General features: G+C 34.9%; 9 protein-coding genes. 4 read left to right on the plus strand and 5 right to left on the minus strand.

Annotated elements, in window-relative coordinates; genetic code table 11:
* Positions 1–32 precede the first annotated feature (32 nt).
* Complete coding sequence (locus tag H1P_RS19035) at positions 33–2,621, minus strand: hybrid sensor histidine kinase/response regulator (protein ID WP_144870271.1); 2,589 nt, start codon at positions 2,619–2,621, stop codon at positions 33–35.
* A 247-nt stretch (positions 2,622–2,868) separates the two neighbouring features.
* On the opposite strand from H1P_RS19035, the gene H1P_RS19040 reads away from it, so the two are divergent.
* The 4 genes from H1P_RS19040 (at position 2,869) to H1P_RS19055 (ending at position 14,228) form a co-directional block, all read left to right on the plus strand.
* Positions 2,869–3,783 carry a ParA family protein gene (locus H1P_RS19040; protein WP_144870273.1) on the plus strand — a complete coding sequence of 305 codons (915 nt, stop codon included), beginning with the start codon at positions 2,869–2,871 and terminating at the stop codon, positions 3,781–3,783.
* 139 nt (positions 3,784–3,922) lie between these two features.
* On the plus strand, positions 3,923–6,349 hold the full coding sequence (locus H1P_RS19045) for a putative PEP-binding protein (protein WP_144870275.1): 2,427 nt from the start codon (positions 3,923–3,925) through the stop codon (positions 6,347–6,349).
* A gap of 821 nt (positions 6,350–7,170) precedes the next feature.
* The gene (locus H1P_RS19050) at positions 7,171–8,991 is read left to right on the plus strand and encodes a two-component system response regulator (protein WP_144870277.1); all 1,821 of its coding nucleotides are present in this window, start codon (positions 7,171–7,173) and stop codon (positions 8,989–8,991) included.
* Between the two features lie 68 nt (positions 8,992–9,059).
* Positions 9,060–14,228, plus strand: coding sequence for an AAA family ATPase (locus tag H1P_RS19055; RefSeq protein ID WP_144870279.1), 5,169 nt, complete (start codon positions 9,060–9,062; stop codon positions 14,226–14,228).
* Here H1P_RS19055 and H1P_RS19060 read toward each other — a convergent pair.
* The 4 genes from H1P_RS19060 to H1P_RS19075 form a co-directional block, all read right to left on the minus strand.
* Entirely contained in the window at positions 14,225–14,977 is a 753-nt protein-coding gene (locus tag H1P_RS19060) for a class I SAM-dependent methyltransferase (protein ID WP_222427121.1), read from the minus strand. The two genes, H1P_RS19055 and H1P_RS19060, sit on opposite strands and share 4 nt — an antisense overlap.
* Positions 14,978–15,157: 180 nt before the next feature.
* The gene (locus H1P_RS19065) at positions 15,158–15,901 is read right to left on the minus strand and encodes a hypothetical protein (RefSeq protein WP_144870281.1); all 744 of its coding nucleotides are present in this window, start codon (positions 15,899–15,901) and stop codon (positions 15,158–15,160) included.
* A gap of 735 nt (positions 15,902–16,636) precedes the next feature.
* Positions 16,637–17,653, minus strand: a complete 1,017-nt coding sequence (locus tag H1P_RS19070; RefSeq protein WP_144870283.1) for a succinate--CoA ligase subunit alpha — start codon at positions 17,651–17,653, stop codon at positions 16,637–16,639.
* A 215-nt stretch (positions 17,654–17,868) separates the two neighbouring features.
* Entirely contained in the window at positions 17,869–19,185 is a 1,317-nt protein-coding gene (locus H1P_RS19075) for an ATP-grasp domain-containing protein (protein WP_144870285.1), read from the minus strand.
* Positions 19,186–19,236 lie beyond the last annotated feature (51 nt).

A 19,236-nucleotide genomic window follows, 5' to 3' on the forward strand; every position in this document is an offset into this window, starting at 1 on the left:
TCCCAGAACTTCCAAAAGGGTTGATACCCTGATTAAAATAGCGATGGATTTAATGAATCCCCAACATCTGCGTAACTGGTTTGCCCACTGCTGCTACTGTCCCTTATAAACCTGCAAACCGCTGTAACTTCTTCGCTGAATGGTTTGCGAACAAAATCGTCGCACCCTGCCGATAAAACAATTGTTCGTTCCTCTTCTACAGTAGATGCAGTCAAGGCAATGATATAAGTAGCTCGCTCTTGAAGATTTGATTTAATGTATTTGGTGGCTTCATAACCGTTCATTACTGGCATCCGCAGATCCATCCAAATAAGATGAGGCTGCCATTGTTGCCATATTGCGATCGCTTCTTGACCATTTACGGCTTCTTTGACTGCAAAACCAACTGGTTCGAGTAGTCTTAAGAGGATTTGCCGATTTTCCCAGCGATCGTCAACTACGAGAATGCGATAACTGGGTTGATTTGGCTCTAAAGCAATGACAGTTTGACTAGGGGTTGGGGGTTGTAATTCCTCAGTAATAGCAGGTTCAGATACAATTTGAAAACGAAAAACTGTGCCTTTTCCCAAAGTACTGCTAACGGTAATGTCTCCCCCCATCAATTGTACAAATTTACGACTAATGGGTAAACCTAACCCCGTTCCTTCTTCTGATTTTTTACCTGCTTCTGTTTGGGTAAAGGATTCAAACAAATTGTCTGATTCTTCAGGAGCAATGCCTGTTCCAGTGTCTTCAATTTCCCATGATAGATGATAGATTGCAGATGGATCGGGGTAAACTTTTAGAGTTACTTGTCCTTCAGAAGTAAATTTAAGGGCATTGTTGAGGAGATTAATTAAGACTTGGCGCAGTTTGCGTTCGTCTGTACGAATGTATTGAGGAGTATCGGGATGACAATGAAAAAGAAGTTGTAATCCTTTAGTATCTGCTTTCAACTTCAGCATCTTTTTTGTGTTGTCAAGAAGGTGATGTAAGTCAAAGCTATGAGGATTGAGAGTAATTTGTCCAGCCTCAATTTTAGACATATCTAACACATCATTAATTAAGGCTAGTAGATGTTCTCCACTGCGATTAACAATTGTTAAATTTTCTAATTGCGATCGCGTTATCTGGTCATCCCGTCGCATAAGTTGGGTAAAACCGAGAATTGCATTTAAAGGAGTACGTAATTCATGACTCATATTGGCTAAGAAGGTACTTTTGGCTTTATTAGCTACTTCTGCTGCTTCTTTAGCGGTTTTTAGCTCTAGGGTACGTTTTTCAACTCGGTTTTCTAGCTCTTGATTTGTGCGATCTAATTCTTGATTGGTAGCCTCTAGTTGAGCAAAGTAAGTTTGTAATTTATTCGCCATTTGGTTAAAAGAATCTGCCAAAATTGCCAATTCATTGACACTGGTAATATTGACAATTTGTTTTAAATTTCCTTTAGCGATCGCTGTACTGGCATCACTGAGACGACAAATCGAGCCAGCAATCCAACGGGAAGTTAACATTCCTAACCCAATGGCAATGACCAAAGAAGCCAGACAAAGCAAAATAGTAGTACGAGTACTAGCGTTAATTTCTGCCATAAAATCTGACTCTGGCATTACTACTACTACCAGCCAATCCAAGCCTAATTTATCTTTCCAGGGTGTGACTTGGGCAAAATATTGTTCTCCCTCAATTGGGAATTTTAGTTGTTGAGAGTCATTAATGCGATTTAGACGATTAAACTTAGTTGTTAAATAATTAGCTGTTGCTTTAATTAAAGGATCGCTACTTTCTCCTGCATTAAGTCGTTGTGCTTCTGCTTTGACTATTCTATAAGGCTTTTCGTCACTAGAGCTAGCAATAATTAAGCCATTTCTTTCTAAGATAAAAATCTTTGCTGAGGGACTGATATCAAAATTACGTAAAAAATCACTAATACCTGTGAGTAAAAGATCGACACTGAGAACAGCTAATAACTTATCATTGCGATCGTAAAGGGGATAATTAACTGGCACTGATAAAATATGGGGCAAACCATCCCAAGCATAAACCTCTGTCCAGATTGGTTTACCTATCTTAACTGTCTCGGTGTACCAGGATTCTGTAAGGGGTTCATAAGGAGTATCATCGATGATTCCCGTACGATTACCTTCTTTGTCAGTGGCATAGACATAAGACTGCCAATCTGTATTAGCAGAAAGCTCGTCAATGTTGACACTGCCATCTTCTAGCCATCTTCCAGCACCAGCATATTCTCCTGTGGGCAAAGCATAGGAAATATAGCCCACATTGTTAAATACTTGTAATTGTTTCCAATGATAAAGCCCTGCTTTTTGATAATCTCTTAAATCTAGTAGTCCTAATTCAATAGCATCCGCATTTATTTGATTAATCGCTACTGCGGTGTTTAAATAGTTATCCAGATGTAAAGAAACGCGATCGCTGGCTTCCTTCTGCAAATCTGTAGCTAGCTCATTGACTGCTTTTTGCCCATTCTGAAAAGAAAGATAGCCCGTAACACCAACAGCAGCGAAAAGTTGTAAGACAAATGGTACTACTAAAACTAAAGACAAAGGAACATTTTTTGGAGCTTGAGATATCCCACTATTATTTGTGATCGATGAATCTTGCTTTTGCTTTAAGTTCATGAACAATTTAGTTGGGTAGCCAACTAAACCACAATTTTGACTAGCCTAATTACTCGATTAAAAACTAATAAGAATTTTAGCTGATTCTAAATCTTTTTCCTAAACAGCAAAGAACTGTAACGTAATGGTAACAAACTGCAAGAAAAAATAGAAAATATCTACGTTTATTTTGACGATCTTCTGGCAAACTGAGCGTAAGGGAGCAAATATTTAGGGAAACAGAATATATTCGGGAAAAAAAAATAAGATGGGAACAATTATTAGCACCGTTAATATGAAAGGGGGAGTAGGGAAAACTACTCTCACCGTCAATTTAGCTACTTGTTTAGCAAAGCACCATCAGAAAAGGGTTCTAGTACTTGATTTAGATTCCCAAATTAGTGCTACTTTGAGTTTAATTTCGCCTCATGAGTTTGCTAAAGTACGCAAAAAAAGACGAACTTTAAGTTATTTACTAGATAACGCAATTACGCATAATCCTTGGAGTAAATTGAATATTCATGACTTAATTTACCCCAATGTTTGTAATATTGATGGTTTAGAGTTATTGCCAGGAGATATCGAGCTATATGATGAATATTTAGTTTCAGAAATGCTCCATCAACAAGCAGTAGAAAAATCAGAGCAAGAATTTCAAAAAGTTTGGGACAATTTTGAGCAAGTTTTAATTAAAAAGATTATTGAACCAGTAGTTGATGATTATGATTTTATTATTATGGACTGCGCTCCTGGTTATAATTTATTAACTCGTAGTGGTATTGCTGCTAGTAACTATTACCTACTTCCTGCGCGTCCTGAACCTCTTTCTTTGGTAGGAATTCAACTATTAGAAAGAAGAATTGCTAAACTAAAAGAAAGCCATCAGAATATTGAACCATTAAATATTAATTTACTAGGGATTACCTTTATTCTTTCCGCAGGTGGCTTGATGGGGCGATATTATAAGCAAGTAATGAAGCGAGTACGCGATGATTATTATCCTCATCAGTTATTCAACCAATCAATTCCTATGGATGTTAATGTAGCTAAGGCAGTAGATTTATTTACTCCTGTGGTGGTAGCTATGCCCAATTCTAGTGGCTCAAAGGCTTTTGTCAAGTTAACAGAAGAGTTTTTAGCTAAAATAAAAGTCAATGAAGAGCAGTTAGTGACTTCGTCATAGTAAGGTTACTGAAAAAAAAGTAAATAGTAAATATTTTTGGTCAAACAGAGTGAAATTAATCACGATCTTGTGAGATTTTCTGCGCTTAAGGGAAGAAGGTTGTTACAATCAAATCTAAAATTAAAATCATGTTAAACCAGTGAATAATTTATACTGGCTTTCGCAAATTACAGCTACTGAACAATCTTTAATGGGAGAAAAAATTTTTCTTCTTAGTCAATTTTTGCAGTTTAATTTTCCCATTGTTCCAGGATTTGTATTGAGCAGTGATGTTTTTCAAGAGTTGCTTAATGGTTTGGATGATTCTCAATCTTTGGTTAGTGATTTACTTCAATCTTCTTTTCACTTAAATCGAAATAATTATCAAGCTTTACAAACAGTTGCTAACAAAAGTCGAAGTATTATTATTGAGACTGCATTTCCCGAGCGATTACTGGCTAAAATATTCACTGCTGCACAACAATTAAACTCCCCTCAATTAATTTTACGCCCTTCTTTGATTGTGCCTAACTATCAACAAAGAGGAAATCTGGGACTCTTGCGATCGCAGATTTGTGCTTGTCATCCTGATGCGATCTCTTACGGGCTAAAACAGGTTTGGGCAGATTTATTTACAGCTAAAAGTCTATTTTACTGGGATAAATTAGGGATTAGTCTTCAAGAAATTAAATTTGCTATTTTAATTCAACCCCTTGATAAGGCGATCTCTTCTGGGACGGTAGAATTGAGGGAGTCAGATGAAGCTCCGTCGTTTTATTTATCCTCGAATGGGGACGGCGGAGTCTCTCTGACCAGCGATTCTGCTAAGGTTTCGTTAGCCAAGACAAGCAAGAGTTTGATATCGCAGCAAGCAATAATTCAAGCTAACTGGGGTTTGGGTCATAGTTTACAGCGAGGGGAAGTTGAACCAGATCGATGTGTAGTCGATCTAGCAACCGCAAATGTTATTAGTCAAAAGGTGGGGTTAAAAACCCGTGGTTATCGCCTACGAAATAATGCTTCTGTTGCTGATTCAGCAGATATTTTAGAGCCTTATACATTACCAGATAACGAGCAAGAAAAAATAGTTTTAAAACCACCAAAAATCAACGCTTTAATTCAATTAATCCAAAATATAATTAGAAAAAAACCGCAAATTCGTTATTTTGAGTGGATATTACTTCCCAACAGCAGTAATTCTGATAACCACTTCTTTTTCACTCGATTAAGTTATTTCACGCCTGCTCTGGGTGGCTCTCTTCCTAGAGCGCAAAGCTCTGAAACTACTTTACTACGAGGCATAGGTGCTTCTCAAGGTCAAGTTACCGCCGAGGTGGTTGTAGATGACTCATCCCATCATGATAGCGATGCCAGTACAAATAAGACATCGCGGAATCGCTTAAATTCTGGTGCAATCTTAGTTACCAAAGCAATTCAACCTCAAGATATTTCCTTACTACAAAATTTAGGCGGAATTATTACAGAAATTGGCGGACAAACCAGTCATGGAGCAATTATTGCTAGAGAATTAGGCATTCCTGCTATGGTAGCTGCTAAGGGCGCGACTCAGATTCTTCAGACAGGAGACATAATTACTCTCGATGGCGGGCAAGGAATAGTTTACGCTTCAGAAACCAGACCTTTTACTATTCATAGTAACCACAACCAGGCAACATTAGAATATTATGCTGGTACAGCCAACACTAATGTCCCTCTAGCTACTCAATTAATGGTCAACCTTAGTCAACCAAATTTAATTGAGCAAGCTGTTAATTTACCCATAGATGGTGTTGGGTTGCTGCGTAGTGAATTTATGCTTTTAAAATTGCTTTCAGTGCGATCGCTAAAAGAGTGGTTACAGCCCAACTATCAAAAAGAACTTTTAAACTATTTAACTCAGACAATTCGTCAATTTACCCTGAGTTTTGCACCCAAACCTATTTTTTATCGTTCCATAGATTTTCCTTCATTAGACAAAGAAACCAATAACTCTGCAATTGGTATTAGAGGTACTTACTCTTACCTAATAGATCCCGCTTTTTTCCAGTTAGAATTAACAGCCTTAGAAAGAGTTATGGCGGAAGGATATAGTAACTTGAAGCTAATTTTACCCTTTGTTCGTAGTATCCGAGAATGGCAATTTTGTCGTAATTTAGTCCAAAAAGCAGGTTTAAGCAACTATCCTGACTTTCAATTATGGATGATGGCGGAAATTCCTTCTGTAATTTTCATGCTTCCTGAATACATAGCAGCAGGAGTTGAGGGGATTGCCATCGGGATGAATGATTTGACTCAATTATTGTTGGGAGTAGATCGAGAACAGGAAAACCTCGCGCAACAAACTATTAGTAGTAACTCTGTTGCTTTAGAAACAGCGATCGCACAATTAATCAAAACTGCTCAAACTCATCAAATACCTGCTTCTATTTGTCTTTCTGCTAACAGGTACAACCCTGATTTGATCGATAAATTAGTTCGTTGGAGAATAACCATAATTTCTGTAGAATCTCAAATAATTACCGATACTTATCAAGCCATTGCTAGAGCAGAAAAACGTCTAATTTTTCAAGAGCATCTTAAGTATTAGATATTGCAGTGCGCGTTCTTGGCTGATGAATCTTCCTTGAACTCGCAAACATTGAACATTTAACGAAAATCAGGCGATCTGCATTTCTTATTTTAGATCCTTATATCTTTAGGACTACCCACGATTCGGAGTAATATTGAGACACCTGATAAAGAGTGCCAGCATGAAACCCGTTAAAAAAATGACAGGACTATGATTTCGATCGAGCATATAGTGTGAGATTGAAGAGCGAATAGATCGAGATCGCCTCGTTGTCTGGTATTGCGCGATCGCATTTCTGATACCAAATCAAAAAATGTTTAGTCATTACTTTAACTACGACTGGTGATAATGGGTTGCAACACCGTAAAAAACCAGCTAGTAACATTGATTTTAACTTATTTAAGCACATTATCAATTACTAATATTTAGGATATCTAATAACTGATATTTTTCGGATTTGTAGCCAAATTAACTAATTCGAGATTGCCACCGATTGTTGATTGCTTAAATTTGGGATTCTACTTCAATTTTTTGAGCATTTTATATATGTTAATATTTCGTTTTTGCGTACATTTACTAAATCTTTAATATCAATCTTCAATTAATATTAGTTAATTGTAACCATTTCCAATGAACTTCAATTTCAAAAATGTTTTTATTTGTTACTTGTAATCAGTAAAAATACGTCTATAAAAAGAATATATAGTCATATTGTATTTTTTTCTACATTTATTTAAATACTTAATTTGATCCTATATTAAACAAGATAGAGTATATTAGAAAAAAAATGATTTTTCGCTCAACACAACAAGCTTGTAACCTTAAAGTAATTGATAATTATGAATAGAATCAACATTTTGATTGTTGAAGATGAACTACTAATTGCTAAAAATACAGCTAAAAAGCTACGTAATTTAGGATATAACGTACCTAAAATTGTTTCTTCTGGACAAGCTGCGATTGATTATATTAGTAGCGAAAACCCAGACCTTATTTTGATGGATATTGCTATCAAAGGAGCAATAGATGGTATCGACACAGCCACTGAAATCAAGACTAAGAAAGATATTCCAATTGTTTTTCTCACAGCTTATGCCAGTGACGATACTCTTGAGCGAGCATCACAAACAGGTTGCTATGGTTATTTAATCAAGCCTTTTAGAGACAAAGAATTACAGGCAACTATTAAAATGGTTCTTAGTAAACATGAAGAACAATCGGTAATTCAAAAATCTCTACAAGATACTATTAATCAATATTCATCCCAGCTTGACAATGTTTATGTCAATAGTCTGACAAACCTCCCTAATAGGCTTTTTTTAAGAGATTCATTTGATTATTTAGTATCATCACTAGATAGCAAAGATAAGGACAGCATACCTGAAAAAGATAACTTAACAGAGTATAAATCAAACTTAATAGCTGTTTATAACATTAATTTAGATAGATTTAAAAAAATAAGTAGCTTTTTGACTAAAGATCAACAAAATACTTTAGTTAAAGAAGTTGCACAACGCTTAACTAACTATATCAGTAATTTGGATTTTCAGGGTATTACTGTGTACATAAAAGAGGATCATTTTATTACAATGATTCCATTGGATAAGCAAATCACAGCTAGAAATTATGGACAAGAAATATTAGATATGATAAGACAAGCTTTTCATATCGATCGCCAAGAAATATTTATCTCTGCTAGTATCGGCATTTCTTTTTATCCTTCTGATAGCTTTGATATTGAAGAATTACTCAAACAGAGTGAAAAAGCTATAGAATATGCGCGATCGCAAGGAGGAAATCGCTGTCAATCATTTACATTTGCTTTTAATATTAAAACTTCTAGAGCCTCTGAAAATTTAAATATGGAAGCCGAATTACATTATGCTCTCGAACGTAAAGAATTGGAATTATATTATCAGCCTAAAATTAATCTTGAAACTAATTTAATTTTCGGCGCAGAAGCTTTAGTCCGTTGGAATCACCCAACTATGGGTAGAATTGCACCCCATCAATTTATTCCTTTAGCCGAAGAAACTGGTCTAATAAAACCAATAGGAGAGTGGATTATAAATCGAGCTTGTAGACAAACAAAAGCTTGGCACAATGCTGGATTAGATTTTCTGACAATTGGCGTTAACTTATCAGGAGTTCAATTTAAGCAATCAGATTTATTCCATAAAATAACCCAAATTTTGTTCAACTCTTCTTTAGAGCCACAATATTTGGAGTTAGAATTAACCGAAACAATCTTAATAGAAAATATTAAAATTAATATTCAAAGATTGAATTTAATGAAAAAAATAGGCGTACAAATCGCCTTAGATGATTTTGGAACTGGCTATTCTTCTTTAAGCTATTTACAACAATTTCCCTTTGATACTTTAAAAATAGACGCATCTTTTATTCGTAATATTGATAGCAATGAGGTTAATGCTGTAATTACCAAAACTATTATTGAGATGGCACATAAGTTAGGATTAAAAGTTGTCGCAGAGGGAGTTGAGACAAAAGCCGAGTTAAAGTTTCTCCGAGAATGTAAATGTGATATAATGCAAGGCTTTTTGTTTAGTCGTCCTCTAATTGCTAGAGATTTTAAAAATTTAGCTTTTGATAATATTAAATCTACAGCAAAAAATTATAATCCCAATCATAAACATTAAATTATCTAATTATAGATTTAAGTCAAAAAATACAAATATACGGTAAATATAAAATGCCACAATAAATAATGATTTTATTAGATACTTATAAGCTTACCGATAAGATTTATACTGATTATCAAAATAATACTTATTTTCGTGCAGTTAATCAATCAAAACAAATTCCAGTAATTATTAAAAATGCAAATATTGAAAACTCTAAAATCAAAAACTGGCTTAAAAATGAATTTAAAATTCTGCGAAATATAAATTCATCAGGAATTCTTAAACCCTATAGTCTAGAAGACGATAAAAATTGCTCGCTATTAATTTTAGAAAATTTTCAAGGTGAATTTTTAAATCAATATCTCGACACAAAAAAATTTTCCCTAAAAGACTTTTTTGCGATCGCAATTTTGTTATTAGAGACTCTGCAAAATCTGCATCAAAATAAAATAATTCATCAAAATATCAACCCTTCTAGTATCATTATCGATCCTGAAAGTTTTGATGTAAAAATTACTAATTTTAGTATTGCAACTAGATTTACAAGAGAAACTAAGACATCTCCCACACAATTAGAAGCATCAAATATAGCTTATATTTCACCAGAACAAACAGGGCGTACAAATCATTCTCTTGATTACCGCACTGATTTTTATTCTCTAGGAATTGTTTTTTATCAAATGCTGACGGGCAAATTACCTTGTGATGCTCAAGAATCTCTCCAGATAATCCATTATCATCTTGCACAAACACCAATTGCTCCTCATCAAATAGATTCTCAGGTTCCTCAAACAGTTTCCTCCATTGTGATGAAACTTTTAGCGAAAAATCCTGGCGACAGGTATCAAAGTGCTTACGGAATTAAATCGGATTTAGAAACTTGTCAAACTCAATATCAGAATCAAGGAGAAATTGAACCGTTTGACTTGGGAACATTCGACAAACTCAGTAATTTTATAATTTCACCAAAGTTTTATGGTCGTGTATCAGCCATCAACACCCTCAAATCTTCTTTAGAAAGAGTCCACTCTGGTGCAACAGAAATAGTTTTAGTTAGTGGTCAATTGGGTATTGGCAAAACTTCGCTGATCCAAGAAATCACTCGATCGCTTATCAAACAAAAAAGCTTTTTGATTAGGGGCAAGTTTGAGCCATCCCACATTAACATACCTTATGGGGGTATAATTGAGGCTTTTAATTGCTTAATTAGGCATTTGTTGACCCAAAATGCCTACTCTCTCCAAATTTGGCGAGAAAAGATACTATTGGCAATTGGGAACAATGGCAAAGTGATTACGGATATTCTACCAGAGCTAGAGCTAATTATTGGTTCTCAACCAAATGTCCCAACATTACCCGCAAAAGAAACCGAAAATAGGTTTAATACCGTATTTGTCGAATTTGTGAGAGTCTTGATTGACGAAGAACATCCTTTAGTTTTCTTTCTTGATGATTTGCAGTGGGCAGATTCTGCTTCTCTGAATTTACTGGCTCTTTTGCTAGACAATTTGAATAGCCAATATTTGCTGATAATTTGGGCATATCGAAACGAAGATATCGGCAAAGCTACTTCCAAAATAAATAAAACTTTTTCTGATTTTGTAAATTTTACCGATCTCCTTACCTACACAGTAGAAAAGATAGCGCAAAATATTTTAGTTAGTAATATTGAACTTCATTCTTTAAGATTTAATTATGTTAATCAGCTATTGGTAGACACTTTACATTGCCAAGAATCAGAATCTCTATTATTAGCAGAGTTGCTATTTGAACGAGCTCAAGGCAATCCCTTGATTATTAAACAATTACTGCAAACCTTTTACGATGAAGAACTTGTAACTTTCGATTTTCATAAGCAGTGTTGGCAGTGGAATCTCGAAGAAATTCGCTCTACCCCCATTTGTGACTACGATATCTTAGAATTAGTCGCCAAAAATCTCGAAAAACTTACTGATAAACCACAACAAATTTTAAAAGTAGCAGCTTGTATTAGTCATGAGTTCGACTTACAAACCTTAGCTTTCGCTTGTGACGAAAACGAAGACAAGATAGCTCAAGAATTAGAACTTGCTCTAAAAGCAGGAATTATTTTTTTAGTAAGAAAGCAACCCAAATCTGTTTATAAATTCTTACACAATCGCTTACAACAAACTGCTTATTCTTTGCTATCAGAAACAGAACAAGCCAGTATTCATCTTAAAATTGGTCAATTTCTTCTCCAGAAGACGAATCCAATCCAAATCAAATCAAAAATTTTTAATCTAGTTCATCATCTGAATAGGGGGAAAAACTTGCTCCCCGAAGGTTCCTTAAAAAATCGCGTAGCCGAATTAAACTTAATTGCAGGCAAAAAAGCCAAATCTGCGATCGCTTATGAAGTAGCAGCCAATCATTTACAGATTGCTTTAGAATTGCTGCCCTCATCCTCTTGGAAAGATAACTACAATTTAGTTTTTGATGTCTACATAGAAGCAATAGAAGTTCAATATCTACAAACTAATTTCGAGCGTGCTGAAACCCTGGCTAATATTGCCCTTAGTCAGACTAAGAAAGTACTGGAAAAAGCCAAAGTTTATGAAATCAAGATACATTCTTATATTGCTTGCAACCAGATGCAGTGGGCTATAGATACTGGCTTGTGCGCTTTAGAGTTACTCAATATATCTCTATCAGATAATCCAACACAAAATAGCAATTTAGCTCTACAAGGCAGCCAAGCTGATTGTCTTCAATCCTTAGAAAATCTGCCTAGAATGACTAATGAATCGATCGTGGCAGCAATGGAAATCCTAGGGATCTTTATTCCTGCTATTTATATAGTCAAACCACAATTATTTCCCTCAGTTGTTTTCAAAATGATCGATCTTTGTCTGCAATACGGCAACTCTCGATACTCAGCTCTTGCTTATGCTCTTTATGGTTTGCTGTTATGTGCTGAAGGAGACATTGATTATGGTTATCAATTCGGCAGACTAGCACTAACGATACAAGAGCAGTTTGATGCTATAGAAATTAAATCTAAAGTTGATTTTATTTTTAACAACACAATTCGTCATTGGCAAGAACCAGCAGTTAATACTATAGGTTATTTTTTAGAAGGGATTAAAGATGGTATAGAAGTAGGAGATATCGAACACGCTTGCTTTCATGCCAAGTATTATTGCACTTATCTTTTGTTTGTCGGAGAATCTCTACCTTCTGCTGCTGAAAAATCTCAGTGTCAGATTTACATGATACAAAATTTCCAACAAGATTTTCAGTTAAATTATGCTCGAATTTGGCAACAACTAAATTTTAATTTACAAGGATTAGCAGAAAAACAATTGTTATTGATTGGCGAGAGTTTTAATGAGTCAAAAATATTACACTTTTGGCAATCAACAAATAACGCTACATCTTTGTTTGCTTTCTATCTTGCTAAATTAATTCTTTGCTATTTTCTCCAAGATTACCAACAAGCAATTGTCCATGTCGAGCGCGGAAAACAGTATCTAAACGCAGGAGTGGGTACAATGTGTTTTCCTATGTATCACTTTTATGCTTCTTTGGCTAAATTAGCTGTATGCTCTCCTCAAACTGAGATTGAATCAGAGTACTTGTCCGAAATACTTACTTATCGAAAACAATTAAAACACTGGGCAAATCATGCTCCTGATAACTACCTAAATAAGTACCGTTTAGTAACGGCAGAAATAGCCAGAGTTCTAGGCAAAAAAGAACGAGCAGCCGAAAATTACGATCGCGCAATAACAGTAGCAGCCAAAGCAGGATACATTCACGAAGCTTCTTTAGCAGAAGAGTTGGCGGGAAAGTTTTATTTGTCCCAAGGTAGAACTAAAATAGCAAGATATTATTTGAATGATGCTTATTCTGGATATTTGCGTTGGGGAGCATCGGCTAAAGTACAAGCTTTGGAATCAAAATACTCTCGATTATTAACTCGAATTCCCACTCAAGAATTAACTACTACGAATACCCATCAAGTAGATAATACCCATCAAGTAGATAATACCCATCAAGTAGAAGTACCTGACCAGTCACAAAGTCTGGCAAACTTGGATTTATTTACCGTAATTAAAGCTACTCAAGCTATTTCTTCGGAAATTATTTTAGACAGTTTACTATCTAAAATGATGGAAATTGTGACGGAGAATGCGGGAGCGCAGAAAACTATTTTACTCCTGCAACAAAACTCATCTTGGATAGTAGCTGCATCAGCACATCTTACTCCAGCAATGAAAGTCGAACTACCCTATGTACCAATAGCTGAATATCTAAATTTACCAAATTCAATAATTAACTATATTCAAAGTACCCGCAACACAGTTATTTTAGAGCAAGCCAGTCAGGAACGTATCTTTATAGATGACCCTTATATCATTGAAAATCAACCAAAATCTGTTCTAGCTTGTCCCATGATTTATCAAGATAAACTACAGGGAATTGTTTATTTAGAAAACAGCTTGGTTAAGGGAGCTTTTACACAGCAGAAATTAGATATATTACAAGTTTTATTGTCTCAGGTTTCGATTTCGATTGAAAATGCCCGTCTGTATAAAAATCTGAAAGATCACGCTTCGGTGAAAAAATCTTTAAAACAAAAAGAAATTTTACTCAAAGAAATCCATCATCGTGTCAAAAATAATTTATTGGTAGTTTCCAGTCTTTTGGAATTTCAAAGTAGCTATACTGATGACACAAAAGTCATTAAACTACTCGAAAACTGCCAAAATCGCATTACCTCTATGGCATTAGTTCATCAACATCTCTACGGCAATAGTGAATTAGATAAAATTAACTTTGCTCCGTATCTTAAATCTCTACTGGATAATCTAGCTCATTCCCAAGCCAGTCAAGAAAGAAACATTAAGTTTATTCTCGATCTCGATCGAATTGACTTAAATATAGAAACAGCAAACCCTTGTGGTTTAATTGTTAATGAATTAGTGTCTAATGCCTTAGAACACGGTTTTGGCGATCGCGCTTCTGGCGAGGCACTGCACGATAGCGGTAATATTTGGTTGAGTTTAAAACAGAATCTAGAGGGTAAAATAGCACTAACTATTCAAGATGATGGTATGGGTTTCCCAGAAGATTTAGACCTATATAATAGTGATTCTTTAGGATTAGAATTAGTTTGTACCCTAGTCGAACAAATTGATGGCACAATCGAACTCGATCGGACTAAAGGTACTAAAGGTACTAAGATTGAAATTTTCTTTAAAGAATTAAATTATCAAAGTAGAATTTAGGTGTAAAAGCAACACAATTGAGTGGTGTCTTCTTGTTGATAAAGGCACTCTACCTTTTGAAAACCATTGTGTTTTGCTAATAATTCTAAAGTTTTTTGACTTTCAGGATAGTCACTTTCCAGCATATGATGGGAAACTAAGCTCATTTCTTCTGATGTAATTTGTAACCAATTTTTTTCTACAGATTTTAAATATCTTGGAATATAGCTTTCTCGACTCTCTCCTTCTTGAGATACTAAATCTATCAAAATAAATACCCCTCCAGGTAAGAGAAGTTGCTTGAGTTGACTAAAAATATAATCTTTCTGCTCTAAATTTAGATGATGAAAAGCAAAAGAACTCAAGATAATATTAAATTTAGTTTTTTCCTCTTTGACTAATGAAGGAATTACTTGACAAAAATCCCCCTGAATAAATTCTTGCTCACAGGAAACTAATCTCATATTTTTCCTAGCAATTGCGATCGCAATTTGGGAAATATCTAAACCACAATAAGAGCTAACACTAGTATTTACTAAACTTTGAGCTATGAAACTAGCATCTCCACAACCCAAATCTAAGAGCTTAAAGGGCTGTTGCCAATTACTAATTAAAAACTCATGGAGAACATGGTAAATTTCTCGATGTCCCATGTAATTATTACCTAATACTTTTTGGTATAGCTTCCATCTATCATTGAAAAACTCGCGACACTGCGTAGATGATTCCTGAAGTATTTCGGTGAAATTTAAGGCTGTATTGTTCATCATCAATTATCTTGTTCTTAATTTAATTCAATTACCTAAGACAGTATCTTATGTTGGCGAAATTAAGCTCATCCCAAGTTATTTAGACATGGGATGAAAGCTTCTTCTATTCTTTGTTTTTTGTCTTATGTTCTTTAGTTAACACACAAGACTAATAACAAATGACAAAGGAAGAAAAACTGCTTATGCTACTTCTAACATCTGCTCTTTTTCAAACTGTTGATTTAATGGTAGCAATACTTGATAATCTTGAGCATAGGTTAGCAGCCTGTGGTTCCATTTAGTAAATAGTTCAAATACTTGGTCAACCAAATAAACACTTTTTTGTCGAGTTTTTTCGGAAATATAAATACTTTCAATAAACTTATTTACATCGTGGGAATGAGCATTGTGATTATTTTCCGCTTCAAAATGGCGATCGCCAAAATAGCTATACTCTTGGTTAGTAATTGATTGCAGTTGATTAGTAATTGGTTTAGTAAAAGACATAAAAATATCGGAAGCTGCTTCCATTGCTTCTAGAACCACGAGCTTTTCAATGGGTTCGGATTGAGCAATATACGTATAAAGTTGATAAGTTAGTAATCTTGAAGCTTTGGTTTCTTCTCCCCATACAAATCTCAAAGAATCATTCAACGGCAATGAACAATTAAACCCCAGCTTTTCTATATCTTCTAAAAACCACTGCCAATGAGAGTCATCCTCATAAGTGTGCTGGTTTAAAATGGCTTGTATCGCATCATTAGTCGGCTCTTGACGTAAAACATATTTACATAAATCGGCAAAGCTCATGATAAAAGGTGCTGCACAAGGCGCGAATGCTAATCTTTTCGCAGGGTATATACTTTCATCTTGCATAAATTCAAACAAGGGTGACTGAGAATACACTCGTTGTTTTTCTTCGATTAAAAGTAAAATATCTTTCATTTATTTGCTTTAATTAGTTACTTAGGGACATTGATTAGATGTAAACCTGTCCTTCGACTTGTTAATTCACACCACCATAAAAATCACAACACATTAACAGCAATTCCCGAAATTTAGCAGCAATTTTCTGAGCTTATAATCAAACATTAAAAGCTCCAATACAATTTTTTACTACCAATAAACTTTGCATCAAAGATAAGTTTAAATAATACAGCAAAAACTGCTGTGTCTTATCTTTAAGCACATTCTATTGGTATTTAATTCTGATGCTAAAACCAGAGAATTATTAAAATGTTGTTATCTTTAACTGAGAAATATTTAGAGCAAAAATTCTTAAGTACTATTGAAAATTTACTATGGCTATCTTAACACTTATTTTACAAAAAAATAAGCGATCTTACTTACATTATTAAAATTTTCTCAATAAAAACGGCAGAACGTGCCTCTGTTATAAGTAAATACAGCTATTAGCCATAATATAAAGAGTTTGTAAATTTAGAATATTTATTTTTGAATACATAAGAATACATAAGTATATCTTAGTTTTTTGAGTAAAGTTTTTTCCAAATGTATACGCCAGAAAATACATCTGTATGGCAATTAAATTTGCGATCGCTTTACTATTTTCTATCAATATTTGTGTTACCAACAACTTACAAAAATATCGAAAGAAATACTACATCTACTCTTTTCAGACTGTAACTAAGCTATTACAAAATTTAAAGCCTGCCAAATTTAATCCGATGCAATATTTAATGCCTGATTCACTAACTGAGGAATTTCTGAAGGTTTATTCGCGACAATTGCCCCGAATTTTTTAATAGTAGTAATTGTTTTTCGATAAGAATTAGTAGCGGGAATTGAATTAGACAAATGATTATTTAAAATATCGATTCCTTGGCGGAAAACCTTATCTGTTGGTGTTTGAGAGCCAATAACATAACAAATTACAGGTTTAGTAGTAAACTCTGATAAAAACTCTAAAGCATCATAATCAATATCCTGTGCAGATTGAATTAAAACAATAGCTTCAGTAGAATCATCTTCATCAAGTATTTTGAGCCACTGCACCAGATGAGAACAGATTATTTTATCTTGACCTAAAGAGATCCCCCAAGATTGTCCCATTTTTGCTTCATTTAATGCCCAAGCCACCTCATACAGCAATGCTTTACCATAACTAATTATCCCGACGTTTCCTGGGCGAAAATATTGAGGTTGTAATGTACCCAAACAGTACTTTTCAGGGATTGTAATTCCCGAACTACCAGGACCTAAAATTGCGATATTATGGGCTTGGGCCACTTTTAAAAGCTCAACCGTATCCAAAGGAGGCACATGAGGAGTTATAATAATAAGTTGCTTGATTCCAGATGCGATCGCTTCTAAACTAGCATCTAATACTTGATCGGGAGGAGCAAAGATCATTGAAGTTCCAATTTCACCCACTGCTTGAATCGCATCCTCTACCAAATTAAAAATAGGTGTTTTCTCTTTTTTAGTCACTTGATAACCACCGCTTACCCTAGCAACTACATCAACGCCATAGGCTTCCATTTGAGAAATATACTGTAACCAGGTAGGCTTAGCAGTTCCTTGTAGAATTATCGGATATTGAAAGTTCCAGTTCATAGAATTACTGATGGTTAGTTGACTAGCGATACCAGATATTCTGGTTGGCTTGCGATTAGTCAAACAATTATTTTTGGGATAATTAGCTTTGGTTACAGGAGATAGAGCGAGAGGTTTCATAGGAACTAAAAAAATAGTAGTCCCAAAATCAATCCTTAAATCTTGCTTGGGGTGATAAGGCAAGGCTGAAAGACTAGTTTTAGGAAAAGTGTTGTGGACAAAGGTAGAAAGGTTAAAAAAACTTTAACGAAAATTCAGAATAACAAAATGTTCATTGATGTTTTATTAACAGATTCTTTTCCTTCCTTGTAACAGAGTTCCCAAATTAATCTCGATTATTTTGCTTTACTTAAAGAAATTGCCTGGACAATGCCATCTTCCAAATTATTTGTCCACAAGATTGACTCATGAGCAAATTCTTGTTGATAGCGTTCAATATCTGGCGTTGCCAAACGAATCACAAATTTTAGCGGAGGCAAATCGGCAATTTTTGGCTCTGATTTTGCTGTTGATTCTTCTGTCTGAGAACGACGCAAACGCCCTTTAGAGCCATTAGTCGGTGTAATTGCTCTTTCCTCTGCCATCCCAGGATTAACTGCTTGCGAGGCAGGTTCTAAAAGCCCAAAAATAGCTTTTGCGATCGCTAAATTCATTTCTTCTGTTCCCCAAAAATTAATCAATAATACCTTAATTGCCTTAAGTACTTGCAATTGTGACCAAATTTGCTGCAATTGCCCATCGAGTAATTGTTTTTGGGCTGAAAAGCTATCTAACACTATGGCACAAGCTGGTTTTTCTTTTTTCTGGCGAATTATGTCCCAACAAAGCAATGCTAAATCATCATCATTAGCAAGTATAGCAATTTTGCCTTTTTGATCTTGCCAATCGAGCCAACGAACTGCCGTCTCTGTAAATGGCTCGTCATTAGACATTTCCTCCGTAGTAGCAAAAGATAACGAGCTTGATTGAGAAATGTTACTCCCTCTCGCGGTTGCTGTAGGATTTAGGTTAACTAAATCGGGATGTTTTCTCAAAGCATGGTCACTAATGGTTATTTTGCCATCTAACGCCATTAAATTACCTGCTGCATCTACCCCTAAAGGATTGATTTCAATCAAGTCTAAATCTTTGGTAGTAAATAATTCATACATTTTTTCGATAATTTCACTGACCCCTAGTAATAATTCTCCAGAAAGACCCATTTGAGAAGTTAAACGGCGAGCCAAAAAGGGAGAAAATTCTGTTTCAATTACTACCTGTTGTAAATTTTTCACCAACAGATCGACATCCATTCCGCCACAAAGCGAACCAAAAATTACAGGTCTTTGGAGTTGATAATCAAGCACAATCCCTAAAAATAACTCTTTTTCTGCATTATAATGGGCTTCTGCTAAAATTACTTCAGGATACTCTCCTAGAATTGATAAATTAAAAATCGTCCGCGCTGCTGCGATCGCATCAATAGTATTAGTAACAAATTTAACTCCTCCTGCTTTACCCCTTCCCCCCACTCTGACTTGAGATTTCAACACCACAGGATAAGGTATCTGTAGCTGTTTTAATTCTCTAGGCTCGGCAATAGTTTCAGAAGGTAATACAGGAATACCTATTTGACGAAACAGTTTTTTAGCTTGATATTCGAGTAAGTCCATCCTTTTGTTAAAAGAATCATTAATTTTAGCAAGTGCTTTATTCCTAAGTTA

Source organism: Hyella patelloides LEGE 07179, assembly GCF_900659865.1.
GTDB lineage: Bacteria > Cyanobacteriota > Cyanobacteriia > Cyanobacteriales > Xenococcaceae > Hyella > Hyella patelloides.

Bases quoted from the DNA above. Each gene is read 5' to 3' on its own strand.
- H1P_RS19035 (WP_144870271.1), bottom strand. From the start codon at position 2,621: ATGAACTTAAAGCAAAAGCAAGATTCATCGATCACAAATAATAGTGGG.
- H1P_RS19040 (WP_144870273.1), top strand. From the start codon at position 2,869: ATGGGAACAATTATTAGCACCGTTAATATGAAAGGGGGAGTAGGGAAA.
- H1P_RS19050 (WP_144870277.1), top strand. From the start codon at position 7,171: ATGAATAGAATCAACATTTTGATTGTTGAAGATGAACTACTAATTGCT.
- H1P_RS19055 (WP_144870279.1), top strand. From the start codon at position 9,060: ATGATTTTATTAGATACTTATAAGCTTACCGATAAGATTTATACTGAT.
- H1P_RS19060 (WP_222427121.1), bottom strand. From the start codon at position 14,977: ATGATGAACAATACAGCCTTAAATTTCACCGAAATACTTCAGGAATCA.
- H1P_RS19065 (WP_144870281.1), bottom strand. From the start codon at position 15,901: ATGAAAGATATTTTACTTTTAATCGAAGAAAAACAACGAGTGTATTCT.
- H1P_RS19070 (WP_144870283.1), bottom strand. From the start codon at position 17,653: ATGAAACCTCTCGCTCTATCTCCTGTAACCAAAGCTAATTATCCCAAA.
- H1P_RS19075 (WP_144870285.1), bottom strand. From the start codon at position 19,185: ATGGACTTACTCGAATATCAAGCTAAAAAACTGTTTCGTCAAATAGGT.